Annotated in this window: 20 protein-coding genes and 1 tRNA gene; 12 read left to right on the top strand and 9 right to left on the bottom strand. The window is 69.0% G+C overall.

Going from position 1 to position 21,969, the window contains the following annotated elements; genetic code table 11:
• Positions 1–121: 121 nt before the first annotated feature.
• The 4 genes from AC3ERT_RS12510 to AC3ERT_RS12495 all read right to left on the bottom strand — a co-directional run bounded on the left by AC3ERT_RS12510 (position 122) and on the right by AC3ERT_RS12495 (position 4,496).
• Positions 122–976 (bottom strand): S-methyl-5'-thioadenosine phosphorylase, encoded by an 855-nt coding sequence (locus tag AC3ERT_RS12510; RefSeq protein ID WP_435174016.1) that lies wholly within the window; start codon positions 974–976, stop codon positions 122–124.
• A 102-nt stretch (positions 977–1,078) separates the two neighbouring features.
• Positions 1,079–1,393, bottom strand: a complete 315-nt coding sequence (locus AC3ERT_RS12505) for an FmdB family zinc ribbon protein (protein ID WP_435174014.1) — start codon at positions 1,391–1,393, stop codon at positions 1,079–1,081.
• A 66-nt stretch (positions 1,394–1,459) separates the two neighbouring features.
• Positions 1,460–2,764 (bottom strand): MFS transporter, encoded by a 1,305-nt coding sequence (locus AC3ERT_RS12500; protein ID WP_435174068.1) that lies wholly within the window; start codon positions 2,762–2,764, stop codon positions 1,460–1,462.
• A 235-nt stretch (positions 2,765–2,999) separates the two neighbouring features.
• A complete protein-coding gene (locus AC3ERT_RS12495) occupies positions 3,000–4,496 on the bottom strand; it encodes a potassium/proton antiporter (protein WP_435174067.1) in 1,497 nt (498 codons plus the stop codon).
• Positions 4,497–4,674: 178 nt separating this feature from the next.
• Here AC3ERT_RS12495 and AC3ERT_RS12490 point away from each other — a divergent pair, with 178 nt between their 5' ends.
• A complete protein-coding gene (locus AC3ERT_RS12490) occupies positions 4,675–7,416 on the top strand; it encodes a penicillin acylase family protein (RefSeq protein ID WP_435174012.1) in 2,742 nt (913 codons plus the stop codon).
• Here the strand turns inward: AC3ERT_RS12490 and AC3ERT_RS12485 are convergent.
• The gene (locus AC3ERT_RS12485) at positions 7,406–8,005 is read right to left on the bottom strand and encodes a 5-formyltetrahydrofolate cyclo-ligase (RefSeq protein ID WP_435174010.1); all 600 of its coding nucleotides are present in this window, start codon (positions 8,003–8,005) and stop codon (positions 7,406–7,408) included. The two genes, AC3ERT_RS12490 and AC3ERT_RS12485, sit on opposite strands and share 11 nt — an antisense overlap.
• A 102-nt stretch (positions 8,006–8,107) precedes the next feature.
• On the opposite strand from AC3ERT_RS12485, the gene galU reads away from it, so the two are divergent.
• The 11 genes from galU (at position 8,108) to AC3ERT_RS12430 (ending at position 19,039) form a co-directional block, all read left to right on the top strand.
• On the top strand, positions 8,108–9,022 hold the full coding sequence (gene galU, locus AC3ERT_RS12480; RefSeq protein WP_435131239.1) for a UTP--glucose-1-phosphate uridylyltransferase GalU: 915 nt from the start codon (positions 8,108–8,110) through the stop codon (positions 9,020–9,022).
• Positions 9,019–10,341, top strand: a complete 1,323-nt coding sequence (gene glp / locus AC3ERT_RS12475; protein ID WP_435131237.1) for a molybdotransferase-like divisome protein Glp — start codon at positions 9,019–9,021, stop codon at positions 10,339–10,341. The genes galU and glp overlap by 4 nt, the downstream gene beginning before the upstream one ends.
• 87 nt (positions 10,342–10,428) lie before the next feature.
• A complete protein-coding gene (gene moaC, locus AC3ERT_RS12470) occupies positions 10,429–10,911 on the top strand; it encodes a cyclic pyranopterin monophosphate synthase MoaC (protein ID WP_435131235.1) in 483 nt (160 codons plus the stop codon).
• The gene (locus AC3ERT_RS12465) at positions 10,908–11,474 is read left to right on the top strand and encodes a MogA/MoaB family molybdenum cofactor biosynthesis protein (protein WP_435131233.1); all 567 of its coding nucleotides are present in this window, start codon (positions 10,908–10,910) and stop codon (positions 11,472–11,474) included. The genes moaC and AC3ERT_RS12465 overlap by 4 nt, the downstream gene beginning before the upstream one ends.
• Positions 11,471–12,091 (top strand): GNAT family N-acetyltransferase, encoded by a 621-nt coding sequence (locus AC3ERT_RS12460; RefSeq protein WP_335971279.1) that lies wholly within the window; start codon positions 11,471–11,473, stop codon positions 12,089–12,091. Before AC3ERT_RS12465 ends, AC3ERT_RS12460 begins: the two co-directional genes overlap by 4 nt.
• Positions 12,092–12,219: 128 nt before the next feature.
• Entirely contained in the window at positions 12,220–13,308 is a 1,089-nt protein-coding gene (sepX, locus tag AC3ERT_RS12455) for a divisome protein SepX/GlpR (RefSeq protein ID WP_435174008.1), read from the top strand.
• 70 nt (positions 13,309–13,378) lie between these two features.
• A tRNA-Ala gene (locus AC3ERT_RS12450) sits at positions 13,379–13,452 on the top strand.
• 687 nt (positions 13,453–14,139) lie between these two features.
• Positions 14,140–15,012 (top strand): putative RNA methyltransferase, encoded by an 873-nt coding sequence (locus AC3ERT_RS12445; protein WP_435174066.1) that lies wholly within the window; start codon positions 14,140–14,142, stop codon positions 15,010–15,012.
• A 122-nt stretch (positions 15,013–15,134) separates the two neighbouring features.
• Positions 15,135–15,770 (top strand): GTP cyclohydrolase II, encoded by a 636-nt coding sequence (locus AC3ERT_RS12440; RefSeq protein WP_435174006.1) that lies wholly within the window; start codon positions 15,135–15,137, stop codon positions 15,768–15,770.
• Between the two features lie 264 nt (positions 15,771–16,034).
• Positions 16,035–16,634: a TetR/AcrR family transcriptional regulator gene (locus AC3ERT_RS12435; RefSeq protein ID WP_335970985.1), complete on the top strand. Its 600-nt coding sequence runs from the start codon at positions 16,035–16,037 to the stop codon at positions 16,632–16,634.
• 188 nt (positions 16,635–16,822) lie between these two features.
• Positions 16,823–19,039: an MMPL family transporter gene (locus tag AC3ERT_RS12430; protein WP_435174004.1), complete on the top strand. Its 2,217-nt coding sequence runs from the start codon at positions 16,823–16,825 to the stop codon at positions 19,037–19,039.
• Between the two features lie 111 nt (positions 19,040–19,150).
• Here the strand turns inward: AC3ERT_RS12430 and AC3ERT_RS12425 are convergent, their stop codons facing one another.
• The 4 genes from AC3ERT_RS12425 to AC3ERT_RS12410 form a co-directional block, all read right to left on the bottom strand.
• Positions 19,151–19,675 (bottom strand): methylated-DNA--[protein]-cysteine S-methyltransferase, encoded by a 525-nt coding sequence (locus AC3ERT_RS12425; protein ID WP_435174002.1) that lies wholly within the window; start codon positions 19,673–19,675, stop codon positions 19,151–19,153.
• Positions 19,676–19,696: 21 nt separating this feature from the next.
• The gene (locus AC3ERT_RS12420) at positions 19,697–21,220 is read right to left on the bottom strand and encodes an AlkA N-terminal domain-containing protein (protein ID WP_435174000.1); all 1,524 of its coding nucleotides are present in this window, start codon (positions 21,218–21,220) and stop codon (positions 19,697–19,699) included.
• A gap of 135 nt (positions 21,221–21,355) precedes the next feature.
• Positions 21,356–21,676, bottom strand: a complete 321-nt coding sequence (locus AC3ERT_RS12415; RefSeq protein WP_335970989.1) for a GNAT family N-acetyltransferase — start codon at positions 21,674–21,676, stop codon at positions 21,356–21,358.
• Positions 21,673–21,939 (bottom strand): DUF2630 family protein, encoded by a 267-nt coding sequence (locus tag AC3ERT_RS12410; protein ID WP_335970991.1) that lies wholly within the window; start codon positions 21,937–21,939, stop codon positions 21,673–21,675. Before AC3ERT_RS12410 ends, AC3ERT_RS12415 begins: the two co-directional genes overlap by 4 nt.
• Positions 21,940–21,969: the final 30 nt, after the last annotated feature.

Below are 21,969 nucleotides of genomic sequence, written 5' to 3'. Positions count from 1 at the left end.
ACGGGCGCGGGAGTTCCAGCGGGCCCAGGAACCGTGGACCGGCTGCCGGTCCGGCCGCTGAACCGGTGGCCGGACCGGCCGTCGGTGCTCAGACGCCCGCGCGCTCGCCCGGCGGACGGAGTCAGGGAAGCTCGATGCCGGCGTCCTGCCCGCCGAGGGGATCGACGCACAGGCAGTCCCGCTCGCTGCTCTCCGGCAGCGCCCCGACCACGTCGAAGAGGACGTCACGCATCCGCCCGACATTCGCCGCGAACACTTCGAGGACCTCCTCGTGCGAGACGCCCTCGCCGGTGTCCGCACCCGCGTCCAGGTCCGTGACCAGCGTCAACGAGGTGTAGCACAGACCGAGTTCTCGGGCGAGGACCGCTTCGGGATGCCCCGTCATCCCCACGACCGACCAGCCCTGCGCAGCATGCCACCGGGACTCCGCGCGCGTGGAGAACCGCGGGCCTTCGACGACGACCAGTGTTCCCCCGTCCACGGCGTCCCAACCGCCGGCCCTCGCGGTGGCGACCGAGGCGCGCCGGCCGACAGGGCAGTACGGGTCGGCGAAGGTCACGTGCACCACGTTGGGTGTCCGGCCGTCGGCACGGGTCTCGCCGTCGAAGTACGTCTGAAGCCGGCTCTTGGTCCGGTCGACCAGCTGGTCGGGGACGAGGAGTGTGCCGGGCCCGTACTCGGTCCGCAGGCCCCCTACCGCGCAGGGCCCGAGTACCTGGCGTACGCCGACCGACGCCAGGGCCCACAGGTTGGCGCGGTAGTTGATGCGGTGCGGCGGCAGGTGGTGCTTGCGGCCGTGCCGGGGCAGGAACGCGACCCGGCGTCCTGCGACCTCGCCGACGAACAGGGAGTCGCTCGGCGCGCCATAGGGCGTATCAACAGTGACTTCCGTCACATGATCGAGGAACGAGTAGAACCCTGATCCCCCGATGACGCCGATCTCCGCCAGAGTCTGCGCGCCGCTGTTTTCGACCATGGGGAGCAGCCTAATCGGGCCGAAGACGCAACGAACCCCCGCTGTGTGGACAGCGGGGGCCGTCGGAGCCTTACGAGTGCCGCGCTCGTGCCGGGGCGCCGGTCAGGCGACCGACGCGCTGCTCGACGACGAGGAGGAGCCGGAGGCAGGCGTGCTGCTCGGAGTGGACGGCTTGCTGCTGCCGGTGGACTTGGTGTCCGAGGTGCTGCTCTTGGGCGCCGGGGTGCTGCTCGACGAGGAGCCGCGGCTGTCGGTCCGATAGAACCCGGAGCCTTTGAAGACCACGCCCACTGCCGAGAAGACCTTGCGCAGCCGTCCGCCGCAGTTGGGGCACTCGGTCAGCGCGTCGTCGCTGAACTTCTGCACCGCCTCAAGGCCCTCGCCACACTCGGTGCACTGGTACTGGTACGTCGGCACTTGCTCCTCCTGGCACTCTCACTTGTTGAGTGCTAACGACGCTCAATAGTGCAGTATTTCCCGCCGTCAGTCCACTGAGACCGGCGGACGGTGACCGATCCCACCCGTCGCCTTCGCCCCTGCGGGGGGAGGGGCCAGGCGCCCGCGCAGCCCGATCAGCACCGCGAGCGCGGTCACCGTGCCCACCAGTGGCACCGCGAAGCCGGCCGACGAACCGTGTGCGTCCGTCAGCAGGCCTGCGACGGTCACCGCGATCGCCTGACCGAAAGCGACCGCCCCGGTGAGCCACGTGAACGCCTCGGTCCGCGCCGACCGGGGCACCAAGGTGTCGACGAGTGAGTACGCCGTCACGATCGTGGGCGCGATGAACAGACCCGCGATCAAGGGCAGCACACTCAGCGGCGCCAGGGAGTGCGTGGCCCAAAGAGGGGCACAGGCCGCCGCGAGACCCATATAGGCGGCGAGGAGCCGAGTGCGGGGTGTACGGCGCCAGGACACGGCACCGTAGATCGCCCCGGACACCATGTTGCCTGCCGCGAAGGCGCCGTAGAGCACACCGTTCAGGCCTGGCCGATCGATCTCCTGGGTGAATGCGGCGAGCGACACCTGCATGCCCCCGAACACTGCCCCGACACCCAGGAAGGCGATCGCCAACGCCTGCACCCCAGGGAGCGACAACGCGGAGGCGTGCTTGACGCCGCCGTCCGCCGACGACCGGTGCGGCTGCGGCTCGGAACGGCGCTGGGCGGCGAAGAGCGCGCCACCGACCAGGGTCAACCCTGCTTCGGCGACCAGGCCGGCCGCCGGGTGGACGGAGGCGCACAGCGCGGTCGCGATGACCGGCCCCACCACGAAGGTGAGCTCGTCCGTCACGGACTCGAAGGCCGCCGCAGTCTGCATCAGGGGCGACGCGGGGTCATCCAGGGCGACGGACCAGCGGGACCGCACCATTGGCCCGATCTGCGGGACCGTGGCGCCTGCGGGCACGGCGGTAAGGAGCAGCGCCCAGGCGGGCGCCCCGGACACCGCGAGTACGACCACGGCGAGCACGGACAGCGTGTGCAGGGCGGCCCCGGGCAGCAGGACCGCGCGTTGGCCGTACCGGTCCGCGAGACGGCCGCCCTGAGGAGCGCACAGGGCGCTCGCGGCTCCGGTGATGGCTGCTGCGGCGCCCGCCATCCCGTAGGAGCCTGTCGCGTGCCGGACGAGCAGCACCATGCTGATGGTCAGCATCGCGAACGGCTGCCGCGCGGCGAATCCCGGCAGGACGAACGCCCATGCTCCAGGAGTGCGAAGCAGCCCGCGGTACCCGGTGCTGCGAGCCTTCTGCGCGGTCCGCGCATCGGGCGTCGTCCGCGCAGCTGTGGCCAGGGGCTTCAGGGAAGGCGAGGAAGGCAGGGGGGACGACGAAGATGTCGGCACCTTGGATGCCACGTTCCGGACTTTCTGCCGCCTGGTAGCGCGTGCGCACCATAGGAGGCGCTCGCGCCGAGGACCGTCCGCTCAGCGCGGGCACCCCGCGCCGGTCCTGCGTCAGGCAGGGGTCGTACTCGACAAATACCTCCTCATCATACGTAGCCGCGACCTGTCCTCCTGCGCCTCGAGGTCACCCGCCGCCGCTCAGCCAACCCGCCAGCTTGCCGCCGCGTCCGACGGCGCGAAGGCGGTCCTCTGTCGCATCGCGCACCGGGTCGGTGGCTACGACGAGCAGCTCGTCACCCCTGCGCAATATGGTCGCCGGCTGCGGAACGAAGCTTTTGCCGTCGCGCACCACCAGCGTCACGGCGGCGCCCTGCGGCAGCCGCAGCTCGCCGACTTCGACGCCGTGCATCTTCGAGCCGCCGGGGATCGCGACCGACAACAGGTGCCCTTGCAGACGTTCAAGGGGTGCGGATTCGATGCCGAGATCGGCGGCGTCGGCTCCGTCCGTGTCGCCGAGGTGCAAATGCCGGGCGACCCAGGGCAGCGTCGGTCCCTGCACCAGGGTGTAGATGATCACGAGGACGAAGACGATGTTGAAGATCCGTTCGCTGTCCGCGACGTCGGCGACCATCGGGATGGTCGCCAGGACGATGGGCACGGCGCCTCTCAGGCCGGCCCATGACATCAGCACCTGGTCACGCCAGGAGACACCGAACGGCAGCAGGCTGACGGCCACCGAGGCAGGCCGCGCCACCAGCGTCAGGAACAGCCCGATGATGATCGCGGGCACGATGTCGTCACCCAGTTCGTGCGGTGTCACCAGAAGCCCGAGCAGGACGAACAATCCGATCTGCGCGATCCAGCCGAGTCCCTCGGCGAAGCCCCTTGTGGCGGGGCGGTGCGGCAGCTTGGAGTTGCCCAGGACGAGCGAAGCGATGTAGACGGCGAGGAAGCCCGACCCGTGCACCATGGCGCCGGCGGCGTACGCGGCCACCGCGATGGCCATGACGGCGATGGGGTAGAGGCCGGACGCCGGCAGGGCGACGCGCTTGAGGCCGTACGCGCCGATCCAGCCCACCGCGAGGCCGATGGCGGCACCGATCGCCAGCTCCAGCGCTATCTCGCCGAGCAACCGGTACCAGTGCTCGACGGGGCTGGTTGAGGAGAACGCCACCACAAGGATCACCACGGGGGCGTCGTTGAAGCCGGACTCGGCCTCCAGGACGCCGGTCACCCGAGTGGGAAGCGAGATGTTGCGCAGGACGGAGAACACCGCCGCGGCATCCGTCGACGACACCACGGCGCCGACGATCAGCGCCTGTCGCCAGCCCAGTCCGACCAGGTAGTGCGCGGCGGTCGCGGTGACGAACACGCTCGCCAGCAATCCGACGGTGGCCAGGACGGATGCTGCCGGGACCGCGGGCTTGATCTCCTGCCACTTGGTGCCGAGACCGCCCTCGGCAAGGATCACCACCAGTGCCGCGTAGCCCAGCACTTGGGTGAGCTGGACATTGTCGAAGGTGAAGCCGAACAGGCCGTCCTGTCCGATGATCACGCCGATGCCGAGGTAGACAAGCAGCGTCGGCAGGCCGCTTCGTGAGGCCAGCCGCACGGCGACCACGGCGACCAGCAGGACCGCGGCGCCGATCAGCAGGATCTCGTTCAGGTGGTGGACAGTCAGGGGCCCGGTCCTTTCAACTTCGTTGCCTTACCTAATAATTTACCCTCCCTTGACATTCCCTGGTCCGCTGTATGGTCACCCGGACGCCCGGTCTCCCGGCCACAGCCCGTGCGCCTATGGTTGCCCTTGCACAACCAGCACTTGATCATCCGGTCCACCCTGCCCTCGAAGGACAGCGATGCCCGCACGGAAGAAGTCCCGCCGCCTACGCATCATCGTGATTGCGGTCGTGCTCCTGCTCGTGGCGGGCCTCGGCTACGGGTCGTACTGGAGCGTCAGCACAGTGCGCGCCTCCTTCCCGCAGACGTCGGGTTCCCTGAAGCTCAAGGGCCTGTCCGCACCGGTCGACGTCGACCGGGACGCCAACGGCATTCCGCAGCTGTACGCAGACACCCCCGACGACCTGTTCCGCGCCCAGGGTTACGTACAGGCGCAGGACCGCTTCTACGAGATGGACGTACGCCGTCACCTCACCTCCGGGCGGTTGTCGGAGATGTTCGGCAAGAGCGAGGTCGAGACCGACGCCTTCCTGCGCACCTTGGACTGGCGCGGTGTCGCGCAGAAGGAGTACGACACCGAACTCGACGCCACCACCAAGGAGTACCTGCAGGCGTACACCGACGGTGTCAACGCCTACCTGGCGGACCACAGCGGCGCCTCGCTGTCCCTGGAGTACGCCGCGCTGTCGTTGAGCAACAACTACAAGCCGGAGCCCTGGACGCCGGTCGACTCCGTGGCGTGGTTGAAGGCCATGGCGTGGGACCTGCGCGGCAACATGCAGGACGAGATCGACCGCACCCTGATGACGAGCCGCCTCAGCCAGGCGCAGATCAAGCAGCTCTACCCGGATTACCCTTACAGCCGTAACCAGCCGATCGTCGAGGCGGGGACGGTCGACCCGACCACCAAGACGTACACCCCGGCGGATTCGGCCGACTCGCAGGACTCCACGAGTTCCAGCAGCCCCCAGAACATCAGCAGCTCGGTCGACACCCAGCTCGCCGGTATTTCTCAGATCATCGACCAGATGCCTACGTTGCTCGGCCCGACCGGCAGCGGCATCGGTTCGAACTCCTGGGTGGTGTCCGGCAAGTACACGACGACGGGCAAACCGCTGCTTGCGAACGACCCGCACCTTGCGCCGCAGCTGCCGTCCGTCTGGTACCAGATGGGGCTGCACTGCCGCACATTGAGCAAGTCGTGCCCCTACGACGTCACCGGCTTCACGTTCTCCGGAATGCCCGGTGTGATCATCGGCCACAACCAGGACATAGCGTGGGGCATGACCAACCTGGGTGCCGACGTGACCGACCTCTACCTGGAGAAGGTCACCGCCAAGACGTACCTGTTCGACGGCAAGCAGGTGCCGTTCACGACGCGGCGCGAGACGATCAAGGTCGCCGGCGGCAAGTCGCGCACGATCACCGTCCGGGAGACGAACAACGGTCCGGTGATCTCCGACCGCAGCGACGAACTGCGTACGGTCGGTGAGACCGCGCCCGTCACGGACCCCCCAGGCGGCGTCAACAGCGGCTATGCGGTCGCTTTGAACTGGACCGCGCTGCAGCCCTCGAAGACCATGGACGCGGTGTTCGAGCTCGACAGGGCGACGAACTTCACCCAGTTCCGCGCTGCGGCCGCGGACTTCGCCGTACCGTCGCAGAACCTCATCTACGCCGACACCAAGGGCAACATCGGCTACCAGGCGCCGGGCAAGGTCCCTGTGCGCGCCTCCGGTGACGACGGCACCTACCCCGTGCCCGGCTGGGACTCGCACTACGACTGGAAGGGATACATCCCGACCAAGGCGATGCCGTACGAGTACAACCCGCCGAGCGGTTACATCGTCACCGCGAACCAGGCCGTCATCGACCAGAGCAAGTACCCCTACCTGCTGACGGACGACTGGGACTACGGCACGCGCAGTCAGCGCATCAACGACCTCATCGCGTCCAAGATCAAGGACGGCGGCAAGATCTCCATGGACGACATGCAGTCCATGCAGAACGACGACAGCAGCGAGATCGCCAAGCTGCTCGTGCCCTACCTGCTGAAGATCAACATAAAGAACGACAAGGGCAGCTATGTGCGCGACGCACAGAAGCTGCTCGAGGGATGGGACTACAACCAGGACTCCGACTCGGCTGCCGCCGCCTACTTCAACGCGGTGTGGCGCAACGTCCTGAAGCTGGCCTTCGGCAACAAGCTGCCCAAGGAGCTGCGGCCCAAGGGGCAGTGCCTGAGAGTGCCTCCCGTCGGGGCGACGGGGCCCGTCGACGACCTCGACGGCAAGCCGAAGACGGTCGAGGAGTGCGGCGAGCGGGACGCCGACGAGGCGCAGCCCGATGGCGGCGACCGCTGGTTCGAGGTGGTCCGCAACATCCTCCAGGAGCCGAACAGCCAGTGGTGGACGATGTCGACCACCGCGTTCTACGGCGTCGACCAGGACGCGTCGCACCGCAGCGACCGCGACCAGCTGCTGCAGCAGGCCATGAAGGACGCCCGCTACGAACTGACCGCCAAGCTCGGCAAGGACATAGACACCTGGAGCTGGGGCCGGCTGCACAAGCTGGAGCTGAAGAACCAGACACTGGGCACCGACGGCCCCGGCATCCTGAAGACGATACTGAACCGCGGACCCTGGCAGCTCAGCGGCGGTGAGGCCGCCGTCGACGCCACCGGCTGGAACGCGGCCGGCGGGTACGACGTCGAGTGGGTGCCCTCCATGCGGATGATCGTCAACCTCCAGGACTTCGACAAGTCCCGGTGGATCAACCTCACAGGAGCCTCGGGCCACGCCTTCAACGCCCACTACACCGACCAGACGAGTCTGTGGGCGGCCGGGAAGCTGCTGCCCTGGTACTACTCCGACAAGCGCGTCGACAAGGCCGCCAAGGCGAAGATGGCGCTCACGCCGTAGCCGCGCTCCCGGGGTGACGGAACCGGGAGACACCCTCAGGGGTGATGGCAGCGTCGACGAGGTGGTCGTGCGGCTCGAAAGGAACCGTGTCGACCACCTCGTGCGCGTACAGCAGCACTGCGAGTGCGGGGTGGACGTCAGCCGCGGCCAAGCGCTGCAGCACCCGGTCGTATGATCCGCCGCCGCGGCCCAGGCGCACCCCGCGCCGGTCCACGGCGAGTCCGGGCAGTAGCACCGCGTTCGCCGCGGTGATGGCCTGGGGGCCTAGAAGGTCTCCGGTGGGCTCCAGAAGACCCCGTGAGGCCCTCGCAAGGCTGTCCCGGCCCTCGTAGCAGGCCCAGTCGAGGTCGTTGTCGGGCTGGAGCACCGGGAGCAGCACGCGTGTGCCATCGGCATGGAGGGCGTTGATCAGATCATGTGTTCCGGGCTCGGTGCCGGTGGAGACGTAGGCGGCGATCGTCCCGGGGCTTGCCAGTGGTGCCCAGTCCCGTACCCTCTGGGCAAGCGCCGCGCCTGCCGCCTGGCGTTCACTCGCGGTCAATGCGCGCCTGGCTTCCAGGATTCGTGCGCGCAACTCGGCCTTGTGCATCGGAACGGCAGTCATACTCTGACCGAATTCTGGGTAAGGCCATCAACCGCAATCAACTCTTTCTTCATCTTCTCCACATTCTTCGTCGCTATGGTGCACGGCATGACGAGTACACGTACGCGGACCCGGATCTCCAAGGCTGTCATCCCGGCGGCCGGACTCGGCACCAGGTTCCTGCCTGCCACCAAGGCCACCCCCAAGGAGATGCTGCCGGTGGTGGACAAGCCGGCGATCCAGTACGTCGTGGAGGAGGCGGTCGCGGCACAGCTCTCCGATGTGCTGATGGTCACCGGGCGCAACAAACGGCCGCTGGAGGACCACTTCGACCGCAACTACGAACTCGAAGAGGCGCTCAGCCGCAAGGGCGACGATTCCCGGCTCGCCAGGGTGCGCGAGTCCAGCGACCTCGCCACCATGCACTACGTACGCCAGGGCGACCCGCGGGGTCTGGGGCACGCGGTGCTGTGCGCGGAGCCACACGTAGGGGACCAGCCGTTCGCGGTGCTGCTCGGCGACGACCTCATCGACCCGCGCGACCCGCTCCTGCCTCGGATGATCGACGTCCAGGAGCAGTACGGCGGGAGCGTCGTCGCGCTCATGGAAGTCGACCCGAGCAGCATTCACCTGTACGGGTCGGCCGCCATAGTGCCGACGGCTCACTCCGACGTGGTGCGTGTCACCGACCTGGTGGAGAAGCCGAAAGCCGCACACGCGCCGTCGAACTACGCCGTGATCGGACGGTACGTACTCGACCCCGGTGTTTTCGAGGTCCTCAAGAAGACCCAGCCCGGCCAGGGCGGCGAGATCCAGCTCACCGACGCCCTTCGCGAGTTGGCCCACCAGGAGACGGTTGCCGGCCCCGTGCACGGCGTCGTCTTCACCGGCCGCCGTTACGACACCGGCGACCGAGGTGACTATCTGCGTGCGATTGTCCGACTGGCATGCGAACGTGAAGACCTGGGCCCCGACTTCAGGGCCTGGTTGCGTTCGTACGTCAATGAGGAGATGCAAGAGTGAGTCACGGAGTCGATCGTCTGTGGTCCGTCGCGGAGCACCTGGACAACATCCTGGGGCAGCTCTCACCGCTGGACCCGATCGACTTGCAACTCCTCGACGCCCAAGGGTGCGTACTGGTCGAGGACGTGACGGTGCCCACGTCGCTGCCACCGTTCCCGAACAGCTCCATGGACGGTTACGCCGTACGGGTGGCCGACACCAAGGCGGCGACCCGGGAGCACCCTGCCGTGCTCGAGGTGATCGGCGACATCGCCGCGGGCAGCGGTGAGCCGCCCGCCGTGGGCCCGGGACAGGCGGCCCGCATCATGACCGGCGCCCCGCTGCCCGAGGGAGCCGAGGCCGTCGTCCCCGTCGAGTGGACCGACGGCGGCACAGGCGGCGGACCGGTCGACTCCATGACGGCCTTCGGCGACGACCCGGGAGGCGCCAGCGGCGAGGTCCGCGTGCACAGGGCTCCGGAAGCGGGTCAGTTCGTGCGGGCCCGCGGCAGTGATGTCACAGCCGGCGAGTTGGCGCTCGCGGCGGGCACGGTCCTCGGAGCACCTCAGATCGGGCTCCTGGCGGCGATCGGCCGCGGAACGGTCACCGTCCGGCCGCGCCCCAGGGTCGTGATCGTCTCCACAGGCAGCGAATTGGTCCAACCGGGTGAGGAGTTGACCCCGGGCCGTATCCACGACTCCAACAGCTTCGCGCTCACCGCCGCCGCCAGGGCCGCCGGTGCCATCGCGTACCGGGTCGGGGCCGTCGCCGACGAGGTCGAGACGCTGCGCGCCACCATCGAGGACCAGCTCATCCGCGCCGACGTCATCGTCACCAGTGGTGGCGTCAGTGTCGGCGCCTACGACGTAGTCAAGGAAGCGCTGACGTCATTGGGAGGTTCTTTCGGCGACGACGCGGACGATGCCGCCGGGCACGTCGACTTCCGAAGGCTCGCCATGCAGCCGGGTAAGCCGCAGGGGTTCGGCCGGATCGGTCCCGAACGCACTCCTCTCCTTGCGCTGCCGGGCAACCCGGTGAGCGCCTATGTGTCGTTCGAGATGTTCGCGCGACCGGTGATCCGCACTCTCATGGGCGCGGTTGACGTTCACCGCCGGGTCGTACAAGCGGCTTGCACCACCGCGATCGAGGACTCGCCGGACGGTAGGCGGCAGTTCCTGAGGGCGCAGTACGACAAGCGGTCCGGGACCGTCACTCCTGTGGGTGGTGCGGCGTCCCACCTGGTCAAGGCACTCGCGTACGCCGATGCGCTGATCGTCGTACCGGAAGAGGTCACCTCGCTCGCCGCGGGCAGCGAAGTCGACGTGGTCGTCCTCGACTAGCACTGGCATCCTGGCTTGCGGGCCAACGCGCCGTGCCCGGCAGCAGGCCGATACGGTGTCTGCGCAAGCGACCGCACCAGGAGAACGATGAGCAGCGCTCAGCAGCACCTCAGCCACGTCGACGAGGCAGGCGCAGCCCGTATGGTCGACGTCTCCGCGAAGGACGTCACCGCACGTACCGCGCGTGCCACGGGACGCGTCCTGGTTGCGCCCCGGGTTGTCGAACTCCTGCGTGCCGACGGGCTGCCGAAAGGCGATGCGCTCGCCGTCGCACGGGTCGCCGGCATCATGGGTGCCAAACGCACCCCCGACCTCATCCCGTTGTGTCACCCGCTGTCGCTGTCCGCTGTGACGATCGACCTGGAGGTGACCGACCAGGCGGTCGAGATCACCGCGACGGTCAGGACGACCGACCGCACAGGTGTCGAGATGGAGGCGCTGACCGCTGTCACGGTCACCGCGCTCACCATCGTCGACATGGTCAAGGCCGTCGACAAGGGCGCCGTTGTCACTGATGTCCGCGTCGAGGAGAAGACCGGCGGCAAGTCCGGTGACTGGCGGCGGTCATGAGTGCACACGGTGCCGACCGGCCAAGTGGCCGCCCGCGCGCCTTGGCCGTCACCGCGTCGAACCGCGCCGCAGCGGGCGTGTACGAGGACCGGGGCGGCCCCTTGATCGTCGCGGCACTGACCGAGTGGGGTTTCGCCGCGGAGGGCCCCCGGGTCGTGCCCGACGGGGAACCCGTGCGTGAGGCGCTTGCCGCCGCAGTGGAAGCCGGTTACGACGTGGTGATCACCACCGGCGGCACCGGGCTCTCGCCGACCGACCGCACCCCCGAGGCCACAAAGACACTGCTCGACTACGAGGTGCCGGGCATCGCCGAGGCGATCCGTGCCGCTGGTACGCGCAAAGTGCCCACCGCGGCGCTCTCACGTGGCGTCGCAGGGGTCGCAGGGCGCACCCTGGTGGTGAACCTTCCCGGCTCCACCGGCGGGGTGAAGGACGGGCTCACCGTCCTCGCACCGCTTGTCGCACATGCCGTCGACCAGATCCGCGGCGGCGATCACCCTCAAGAGCAGCCGGATCGCCACTCAGGCGACGATCCGCATTCCGTCACTGGGAGACCGAGCTGAACGGGTCCTGGCCGGCCGAGTTGGTGGACGGTGACATCACCCTCCGCCCGATCCGGATGCGCGACCAGCGCGCATGGCGTGAGGTCAACCGGCGCAACCGCGACTGGTTGCGCCCCTGGGAGGCCACCGTGCCGCCCGCACCGCCGGGGCAGGTCGTGCAGCGCCCCACGTACCGTCAGATGGTCAGACACCTTCGCCGTGAGGCGAACGCGGGGCGCATGCTGCCGTTCGTCATCGACTATCAGGGGCGGCTCGCGGGTCAACTGACCGTCGCCGGAATCACCTGGGGCTCCATGTGCTCGGCGCACATCGGCTACTGGGTGGACGAGGCGGTCGCCGGTCGCGGTGTGATGCCGACGTCCGTCGCCCTTGCCGTCGACCACTGCTTCCGGCGGGTCGGACTGCACCGGGTGGAGGTGTGCATCCGGCCCGAGAACGGCCCCAGCCGCCGGGTCGCCGAAAAGCTCGGCTTCCGGGAGGAGGGCCTGCGTCCGCGCTATCTGCATATCGACGGCGGATGGCGCGACCACCTCGTCTACGCGCTCACTGCCGAAGAGGTGCCCGACGGCCTCCTCAACCGGTGGCGGCAAGCAAGGCCGAGCACATCCCAAAAATAAGACTATTGTTCGAAAGTAAAGGCGATGGGGCGCTGATCGCACAAAAATCTCGATCTATCAGCCAGATCGTGCGACACACCGGGCCGAATTGCCAATGGCGTGTCTCGATCGCCCCTACGGTGTAGCTCGTGAGCAGTAGTGGCCTCATCTACGCAGTCATCGTCGGGGCCTGGGCTGCCTACCTGGTGCCGATGTGGCTCCGTAGGCAGGACGAGCTCAACGAAGCGCGTCCGACGGAACGCTTCAGCACCGCCATCCGGCTGCTGTCCGGGCGCGCGGCGATGGAGCGGCGCGTCGCCAGGGCGCGCGGTGAGAACGTCGAGCCCGACGCCGATGCACCGGACGACGACGCCGACCCGGATGAGCCGGACGTGTCGGTCGACGTCCGGGGGCTGGCCGTGCCTGCGACCGAGGTGCGACGCCCGGTTGCCCGTTCCGCACCCCAGGCAGGCCCGGCGGCCGGCCCGGGCGGCGGGAAGGACAAGCGCGCCCAACTGCTCGCACGCCGCCGCCGCATCACCACCTCGCTCTTCCTCGCCTTCACGGCCGGCGCCATCGCCGCTGCCGTCGGCGGCGTCGAGCTGCTGTGGGTCCCGGCGATTCCGGCGGTCCTGCTGACCGTCTACATCGGCCAGATGCGCCGCCAGGAGCGCCGCCGCTACGAGGTGCGCCTCGACCAGCGGCGGGCTGCCGAGGCTGCGCGACGCCTCAGGGCACCGCGACCTGCCGCCCAGGTGACGGACCGCGGCCTCGAAAGCGACGAGCGCCCCGTGCCCGCGCCCAAAGCGGCCCGTCCGGCTCCGCCGCCGGCGCCCGCCCCTGCGCCCTCGCCCCGTTCCGCCGACCGCCGCGCCCTGGTGGAGCAGACCGACCACGCCGAGTGGGTCGACCAGCAGCGCGCCCAGCAGTCCGGTGAGGACGGTTGGGCGCCCGTTCCGGTGCCGTTGCCGACCTACGTGACCGCTCCTGTCGCTCCCCGTACGTCGGAGGGTGTCGACCTCGGTGCTCCCGGCACCTGGAGTTCGGCCCGTTCCGGTACGACGCCTGGCGACGCCGCGGCTGCCCGGGAGCCCCACGAGCGCCGCGAAGGCCAGCAGCCCAAGGGGACGGCTGAGCCCCGCCCCCAGCAGCCTCCGGCGCGCCGCCCGCGCAGCTCCCGGACGCCGCTGTTCGACCAGTACGCCGATCCCGACCGCCCGCGCGCCGCCAACGAGTGAACGTCGTGGACCAGCCGATAACCGGTTCACGACCACCCTCTGCGGGGTGCTAGAGTTTTCCTCGTTGCAAGGGCCTGTGGCGCAGTCCGGTAGCGCACCTCGTTCGCATCGAGGGGGTCAGGGGTTCGAATCCCCTCAGGTCCACAACAACACAGCTGCTCTCGGGCTGACTTGGGAGTGGTTGGAGAGATCCCGACCGATCATGACGATCGGTCGGGATTTCATCGTTTCCGGGTTATTGCGGGCAGGCTCTCAACCCCGTTGACGGCTCTGCCGAGGTGGTGGATGTGTCCAGCGCCGGCTGCCGAGCAACACCCGAACCGCTGCTCTTCAGGGCATGGCGAGGAATACCCCCTGGGGGCGGGATCGCAGTTGCACCGTGGTGAACCGTCGCTTGGCCACGGGCTTTTGTCCGCTCGTGACTCGCGGCTTGCGGCTTTCGAGTCGTTGGGCAGGCGTTGATGTGCTCCGTCGTCAGGATGTCCACGCGCCACACGGACGTCCGGGGCGGGGCTCGCAGGGCCGCAGCTTCGTGGACACGCCGGAGTTCGGCCTTACGTGTTCGCGTACCGTATCGGCGTTCTTGCGCACGGTGATCGACCGAGAGTCACCTTGGAGGATCTCCGTCGAGCCCCCGTCCGGGGCCTCAGGCGGCCCCCTGACGGCCGCACCGGGCCCGCATGGGAAAATCCCCGATGTCGGTTCGCGAGGCCCGCAGGAGCCGGCTCGGTGGTTTTGGCTGTATCGCCGTCGCTGTCGCGGGCTCGTGCCGAGCACGTGGCTCTGCCGACGGAACGTTGACTGATGACGACCGATGCCGAGGAACAGAGCATGCCCCCGAGCGCGTTCGAAGACGGAGATCCGCGCCGCAGGCTCCTGGACGTACTGCGCTGCCCCCTTTGCGGCGGTGGGCTCCATCTGTCGGCGGGCGCTTTGCGGTGCGGCCGGCGGCACACGTTCGACATCGCGCGGCAGGGCTACGTCAGCCTCCTGACGGGAGACATGCGCGCCGGCACGGCGGACACCGGGCCGATGGTCGGCGCCCGGGAAGTGTTCCTCGGGGCAGGGCACTATGCGCCGCTGGCCCGCGCCGTGGCCGACGTCGCTTCCCGGTGGTGCGGCACACACGGCACCGTCCTGGATGCGGGCGCGGGAACCGGCTACTACCTCGCCGCTGTTCTGGACGCCGCCGCGGAGACGGTGGGGCTCGGTCTGGACGCTTCCAAGTTCGCGCTGCGGCGGGCTGCTCGTGCCCACCCGCGGGCGGCGGCCGCCGTGTGGGACGTGTGGCGTGAGCTTCCGGTGCGCTCCGGGGCGGCGGATGTGGTGCTCAATGTCTTCGCGCCGCGCAACGGTTCCGAGTTCCGGCGTGTTCTGCGTCCGGAGGGCGCACTGGTGGTGGTCACCCCGACGTCTCGGCACCTGGCCGAACTCCGCGGCGCGGCGGGTCTGCTGGAGGTCGACGCGTCGAAGGAGGACCGTCTCGCGCGTACGCTCGACGCCCACTTCACGTTCGAGGGTGGCGGCGCGCAGGAACTGGAGTACCGCCTGAGCCTGACCGCCCAGGAAGCACACGACCTCGTCTCCATGGGTCCTTCGGCCCACCACGTGCGGCCTGAGGAACTGGTCGGCCGTATCGCGGCCATGGGTGACGCCGTCGAGACAACGGCTTCCTTCGCGGTGGCCGTCTACCGACCGCGGTGACCGGTGGCGGCATGGCCCCAGACGGCGGCGGCTTCGCGGTGTGACCCGAGCCACGTCGGGCGGGGGAAATATTCAGCGCCAGGCGGGAGCTTGAGAGTTCAAGATCTTGCGAGGGAGTGGCGATGACGGTCAACGCTGGCGCGGCAGTGGCCGCCGCCACCATCCGTACCAAGGTGCGGATTCCGCTGCGGTTCTCGGACGGGTGGGCGACGGGCGCCGATGTGTACACGTTCACCGGTCTGGTCGACGGCAAGGAGCATCTCGCGCTGGGCTTGGGTGATTACCGCGCTGCCGAGGTGCCCTTGGTGCGTCCGCACTCGGAGTGCATGACGGGAGACGTGTTCGGCTCCGAGCGCTGTGACTGCGGGCCGCAGTTGAGGGAGTCGGTGGAACGGATCGCCGCTACTGGCGGCTACTTGCTCTACCTGCGGCAGGAAGGGCGCGGTATCGGGCTCTACGCGAAGCTCGATGCCTATGCCCTGCAGGATGGCGGCCTCGACACCTATGAGGCGAACCTCGCGCTCGGGCGGGCCGAGGACGAACGTGACTACTCCGCTGCCGCGCAGATGCTCGCGGCCTTGGAGGTCGGGGGCATCAGGCTGCTGAGCAACAATCCCGACAAGGCGCGGCAGCTCGCAACCCTGGGTGTCGAGATCGTCGAGCAGATCCCGACCGCTGCCCACGTCTCGGTCTCCAATGTCAGGTATCTGCGTGCGAAGGTCGAACACACCGGGCACACGATCGCGTTGCCGGCGTGACGGTCGGGCACGAGTCGACGACGGGGTGTGAACGACCGGAATGCGTGCATGGCGCGCTCATGTGTCGGCATTCCGCGAAGAAACAGCCTGATGGGGGCTTGACGGTTGCCTGGAGGGGACGTGATACGGCCCACGATCGAAACGGTGGCGTTTCGATTGCGGGCCGTCTACCCTCTTAGGTGTACGACATCGTTTCGAAGCGCGTTCGTTCCGTGCGGCGAGTCCGTATGATCGGCGCGACCGACCACGCAGGGAGGAGAGGGCATGTCGCCGGAAGCCGGCGCCTCTACGCGGCGCAGCCGCTTGACTCCCGAACGTGAGCAGGAGTTGTACGAGGCTGTGGTCGACCTGTTGCGCGAGGTCGGCTACGAGGCGCTGACCATGGACGCCGTCGCGGCCCGTACCCGCTCTAGCAAGGCGACCCTCTACCGCCAGTGGAAGGGCAAGCCGGAACTGGTCGCGACCGCGCTTCGGCAGTGCAAGCCGGTATCCCTCGCGGATATCGACACCGGTTCCCTTGCGGGCGACCTCCACGAACTCGTGCGGCTGCACGACGAGGGCGAGGTCAAGCGCGACCAGGAACTGATGCGAGGACTGTCGCACGCGGCGTTCCAGAACATCGAGCTTTTCCGCGCCCTGCGCGAGCTGCTGATCGAACCGGAGCTGGCCAGCTTCGCCGAACTGGTGCAGCGCGCGGTGGACCGCGGCGAGCTGGACGCGAACAACCCGGCGCGCGACTTCGTGCCGCACATGCTGTTCGGGGGAGCGCTGACCCGCGCCATCATCGAAGGCGTCGACCCCGACCCGGAGTACAGCCACAGATACATCGACGCGGTGGTCGTCCCCGCGCTCGGCCTGTCCTGAGCCGAGCGGCACGATGGGCGGCCGGTGAAGTCCGTCCGGCCGCTGACCTGACCTGACCACATCCGCACAACCGAATTTTTCGTACCTCCATACCGACTTGCCACGCTCCACCTGACACGCCGCTCTCGTCGTCGGGCTGGTTCCACACGCCCAAGTCCGCCCTCCTCCTGACGGGAGCTCATGCCTCCATGGCCACATTCCTCTACAAACTGGGCCGGTTCTCCTTCCGGCAGCGGCGCTACGTCGTCCTGCTGTGGGTGGCGCTGCTCGCCCTGGCCGGCGTCGGAGCAGTGACCGCGAAGTCCGCGCCTGCCGACAACTTCACCGTCCCGGGCACCGAGGCGCAGCAGGCTTTCGACCTGCTTCACGAGCGTTTCCCGGGTACCAATGCCGACGGTGCGTCCGCACGGATGGTCTTCCAGGCGCCGAACGGCCAGAAGATCACCGCGGGACCGAACAAGGCGGCGGTCGAGAAGGTCGTCGAGGATCTGAAGAACAGCCCGCAGAAGGCGACCGTCGCGGACCCGTTCACCGCGAACGCCGTCAGCAAGGACGGCACCACGGCCTACGCGTCCGTCACCTATGTCGCCAAGTCGACAGAGATCACCGACGCGACCCACACCGCGATCGAGGACGCGGCGCAGCACGGTCGTGACGCCGGGCTGACCGTCGAGACGGGCGGTACCGCGCTCCAGGCATCGCCGGAGACCGGAAACAGCGAAGTCATAGGCATCGGCATAGCGGCGGTCGTGCTTTTGATCACGTTCAGTTCTCTGGTCGCCGCCGGGCTGCCGCTTCTGACCGCCATCATGGGTGTCGGGGTCGGTATCGCGTCCATCACTGCCTTGGCGACGACGCTCGGCCTGTCGAGCACCTCGTCGACACTCGCGTCGATGATCGGCCTGGCGGTCGGCATCGACTACGCGCTGTTCATCGTCTCGCGTCACCGCCATGAACTCATGGAAGGCCGGGACGGCGAGGAAGCGGCCGGCCGGGCGGTCGGTACGGCGGGTTCCGCCGTGGTGTTCGCCGGGCTCACGGTGCTGATCGCATTGGCCGGCCTCGCGGTTGTCAACATCCCGATGCTCACCAAGATGGGGCTGGCGGCGGCCGCCACTGTCGCGCTTGCCGTGCTCATCGCGCTCACCCTCATCCCCGCGCTGCTCGGCTTCGCCGGCACCAAGGTGCTCACCCGCAAGGTGCGCAAGGGCCGTGCCAGCGCGAGCGACAAGCCGAACATGGGCACGCGCTGGGCGCGGCTGGTCGTGCGGCGCCGAGTGCCGTTCCTTGTCGCAGCGGTGGTGGCACTGGGCCTCGCGGCCATTCCGATGAGCCGGATGGAACTGGGGCTCCCGGACGACGGTTCGCAGCCGGTGAGCACGACTCAGCGCAGGGCGTACGACATGCTGTCGGAGGGCTTCGGGCCGGGCTTCAACGGGCCGCTGACCGTGGTCGTCGATGCCGCGCACAGCAAGCAGCCGGAGTCCGCCGCGCAGGAGATCAAGCGGACCATCGAGGGCTTCGCCGACGTCAAGACGGTCACGGACCCGGGGTTCAACAAGCAGAAGGACACGGCGACGCTCACCGTGGTGCCCGCGTCGAAGCCGAGCAGCACGCAGACCGAGGACCTGGTGCACACCATCCGCGGTCATGCGGAGGACTTTGCCGACTCCACGGGTGCCAAGGTGCTCGTCACCGGTACCACCGCGATGAACATCGACGTCTCGCAGCGGCTGAACGACGCACTGGTGCCGTATCTGGCGCTGGTCGTGGGGTTGGCGTTCCTGTTGCTGATGATCGTGTTCCGGTCGGTGCTCGTGCCGTTGAAGGCGGCCCTCGGCTTCCTGCTGTCGGTGCTCGCCGCGCTCGGTGCGGTGGTGGCCGTCTTCCAGTGGGGCTGGCTGTCCGGTCTCCTGGGTGTTCAACAGACCGGACCGATCATGAGCATGATGCCGATCTTCATGGTCGGCGTGGTCTTCGGGCTGGCCATGGACTACGAGGTGTTCCTGGTCACCCGGATGCGCGAGGCGTATGTGCACGGCGAGTCGCCGCGGCAGGCGGTCGTCACGGGCTTCACCCATGGTGCGCGGGTGGTGTCGGCGGCCGCGGTCATCATGATCAGTGTGTTCGCCGGGTTCATCGGATCGTCGGAATCGATGATCAAGATGATGGGCTTCGGGTTGGCGATCGCGGTCGCGTTCGACGCTTTCATCGTGCGGATGACGATCGTGCCCGCGGTGCTCGCGCTGCTGGGCCGGTGGGCTTGGTGGCTGCCCGGCTGGCTCGAGCGCGCGCTGCCCAACGTCGACGTCGAAGGTGAGCAGTTGCGCAAGAACCTCGCCGAGCGCCCGAGCCTTGTCGCGTCCTCGGACGACGACGAGGACCTGGAGGGCGTGCGGGTCTGACGGCCTTGCCGCCGTAGTGCACTGAGCCATGGGCCCGGTAGGTCGATACGGCCGACCGGGCCCCTGCTCGTGCGCGGGGACGATGGCGTCATGTCACCCGCGCGGGTGACTTCACGTCAGGGTGGGCTGCTGCGTGCCACGTTCGAGGTCCAGCAGCCACCGCTTGCGGGTGAGGCCGCCGCCGTAGCCGGTGAGGCTGCCGTCGGAACCCACGACGCGGTGGCAGGGCACGATGATGCTGATCGGGTTCTTGCCGTTGGCCAGGCCGACCGCGCGGGAGGCGGTGGGGTGGCCCATCGCCGCGGCCAACTCGCCGTAGGTGGCGGTCTGGCCGTACGGGATGTCGCACAACGCTGCCCACACGCGCTTCTGGAAGGGCGTGCCTGCCATGTTCAGTGGCAGGTCGAAGGCGCTGAGGTCGCCGTCGAAGTAGGCGGCGAGCTGCTCCTCGACACGGTCGAACGCCGGCAGGTCGGCGCGCGGGCCGAAGCTCTCCGACGGTGGTCGGTGCCGTTGGTCGGTCATGTACAGGCCGCTGAGTTCACCCTCCCGGGCGACGAGCGTCAGCAGACCGCAGGGGCTGTCCACCACGGTGTGAACGGTGGTTGCTGTCGGTTTTGTGGTCGCGGTACTCATTGGTGTGGTGCCTTCTGTGACTCAAGCGCTGCGAACGGCGGGTGGGTTTGCGGAAACTGCGATGGTCGGGTGGTCGTCGGCGGGGAGGACGTTGATCGGGTGGCTGCCCGTCGCCCACAGGTACTGCGTCGCGTATGCGCGCCATGGTTGCCATGCGGCGGCGTGGCGTGTCAGTGCGGCGGGGGTGGTCGGCAGGCCGAGGTTGCGGGCCGCGTTCCTGATGCCGAGGTCGGTCGGGAGGAACGCGTCCGGGTCCCCGAGCGCGCGCATGGCGATGCTCTCCACCGTCCATGGCCCGAAGCCGGGAAGGGCCGTGAGACGGGCCCTGGCGCGCTGCCAGTCGCTGCCCACGTCCAGGTCGAGCTCGCCGTCCACAAGGGCGCGTAGCAAGGCTGTGAGGGTGTCTTTCCGGGTCCGCGGCATCGCCAGGGACTCGGGAGCGCGCTCGATGAGCGTCTCGGGTGACGGGAACAGGTGGGTCAGGCCGCCGCCGGGGTCCGCGACGGGCTCCCCGTACGCCGTCACGAGGCGCCCCGCGTGGGTGCGCGCCGCCGACGTCGAGATCTGCTGCCCGAGCACTGCGCGTACCGCGAACTCCGGTCCGTCGGCGACACGCGGCACCCTGCGGCCGGGCGCCTTGGCGACCAGGGGCGCAAGGAGCGGGTCGGAGGAGAGCAGCGCGTCCACGGCGAGGGGGTCGGCGTCCAGGTCGAGCAGTCGGCGGCAGCGGCTGATTGCCTGGCCCAGATCGCGCCAGTCGGTGAGGGACAGCAGGCAGCCGATGTGGTCGGGGTGGGGCCGCAGCGCGACCGTACCGGGGCCGTGCGGCAACCGCAGAGTGCGCCGGTACGCGCCCCCGCGCCACTCCTCGACACCGGGGACCGCGGTGGCCGCGAGGTGGCCGAAGAGGTTGTCCGGGTTGAGCGGTCGGCGGAACGGCAGCCGTAGGGAGATCGAGCCCGCGGTGGCCGCCGGCCGGCCCTTGGCGACCCTGGCACGCAACTCGCCGGGGGACAGGGCGAACACCTCCCGCACGGTGTCGTTGAAAGTGCGGATGCTGGCGAAGCCTGCCGCGAACGCCACGTCGCCCATCGGCATGGCCGTCGTCTCGATGAGCAGCCGAGCGGTCTGCGCGCGCTGCGCCCTGGCCAGCGCCAAGGGGCCCGCGCCCAGTTCGGCGAGCAGTTGGCGCTCGACCTGCCGTGCGCTGTAGCCGAGGCGGGTCGCGAGGCCCGGCACACCCTCCCGGTCGACGACGCCGTCGCTGATCAGCCGCATGGCGCGGGCCACGAGGTCGGCTCGCTCGTTCCATTGCGGCGAGCCGGGGCTCGCGTCAGGGCGGCAGCGCTTGCAGGCGCGGAACCCGTCTTGCTGGGCGGCCGCCGCACTGGGGTAGAAGGTCATGTTCTCGGCCTTCGGCGGTACGGCGGGGCAGCTCGGCCGGCAGTAGATACGCGTGGTCAGCACCGCGGTGAAGAACCACCCGTCGAAACGGGAGTCCTTCGACTGCACGGCGCGGACGCAGGCGTCGAAGTCCGTATGCACACGACCAGTGTCGCCCCTCGTCAGGGCGTCGGTCTGGCGGAAATCCGACACCGACCTTCGTGCGGTCGACCGGCACGGCCCCGTATGCGGCCCGCGTATCCCAGTCCCAGGAGGCGGACCGCGCCCCTGGAGTGGCTAGTCCGCCACCTTGCTCTCAGGTGTGTGGCGCAGGTCCTCGTACTCGGGATGCTTGCCGATCCAGCCGTCGATGAACGGACAGATCGCCAGGACGCCGAGCCCGCGGGCGCGCGCGTCGTCCAGGGCTGCCCGGGCCAGCGCCGAGCCGACGCCGCGGCCTTCGTACCCTTCCTGCACCTCGGTGTGGACGAACGCGATCACCGAGTCGCCGCGCAGATAGGAGGCGACACCGGCGAGGTTGTCGCCGGCGCGGGCCTCATAGCGGTGGGCGGCGGGGACGTCGATGACGGTGAGGTCGCTGTCGGCGGCCCGGCTCATGAGCGGTAGCCCTCCACGGTCGAGGAGGGCCGTACGCGGGCGCCCCCAGGGTCCTCGCCGGCCTCGGTCAGGGCGCGGCGCTGGCGCAGCAGGTCCCAGCACTGGTCGAGTTCGCGCTCCAGGGAGGCGAGCCGCTCGCGCTGGTCCCCGCCCTCGTCGCCTTCTTCCGCGAGCAGGTCCCGCAGGGCCTTCTCATCGGAGACCATCTTGCTGATGCGGCCCAGGATGGCCTGCTCGGCATTGGCGTCATGAGGCTGTTGCACGGGGCACCTCCTGATTGATGGGCCCTATCC

The sequence above is a fragment of the Actinacidiphila sp. bgisy145 genome, assembly GCF_057708125.1.
Note: the sequence above shows the minus strand (reverse complement) of the source record. Positions and strands in the feature narration are given on the sequence as shown.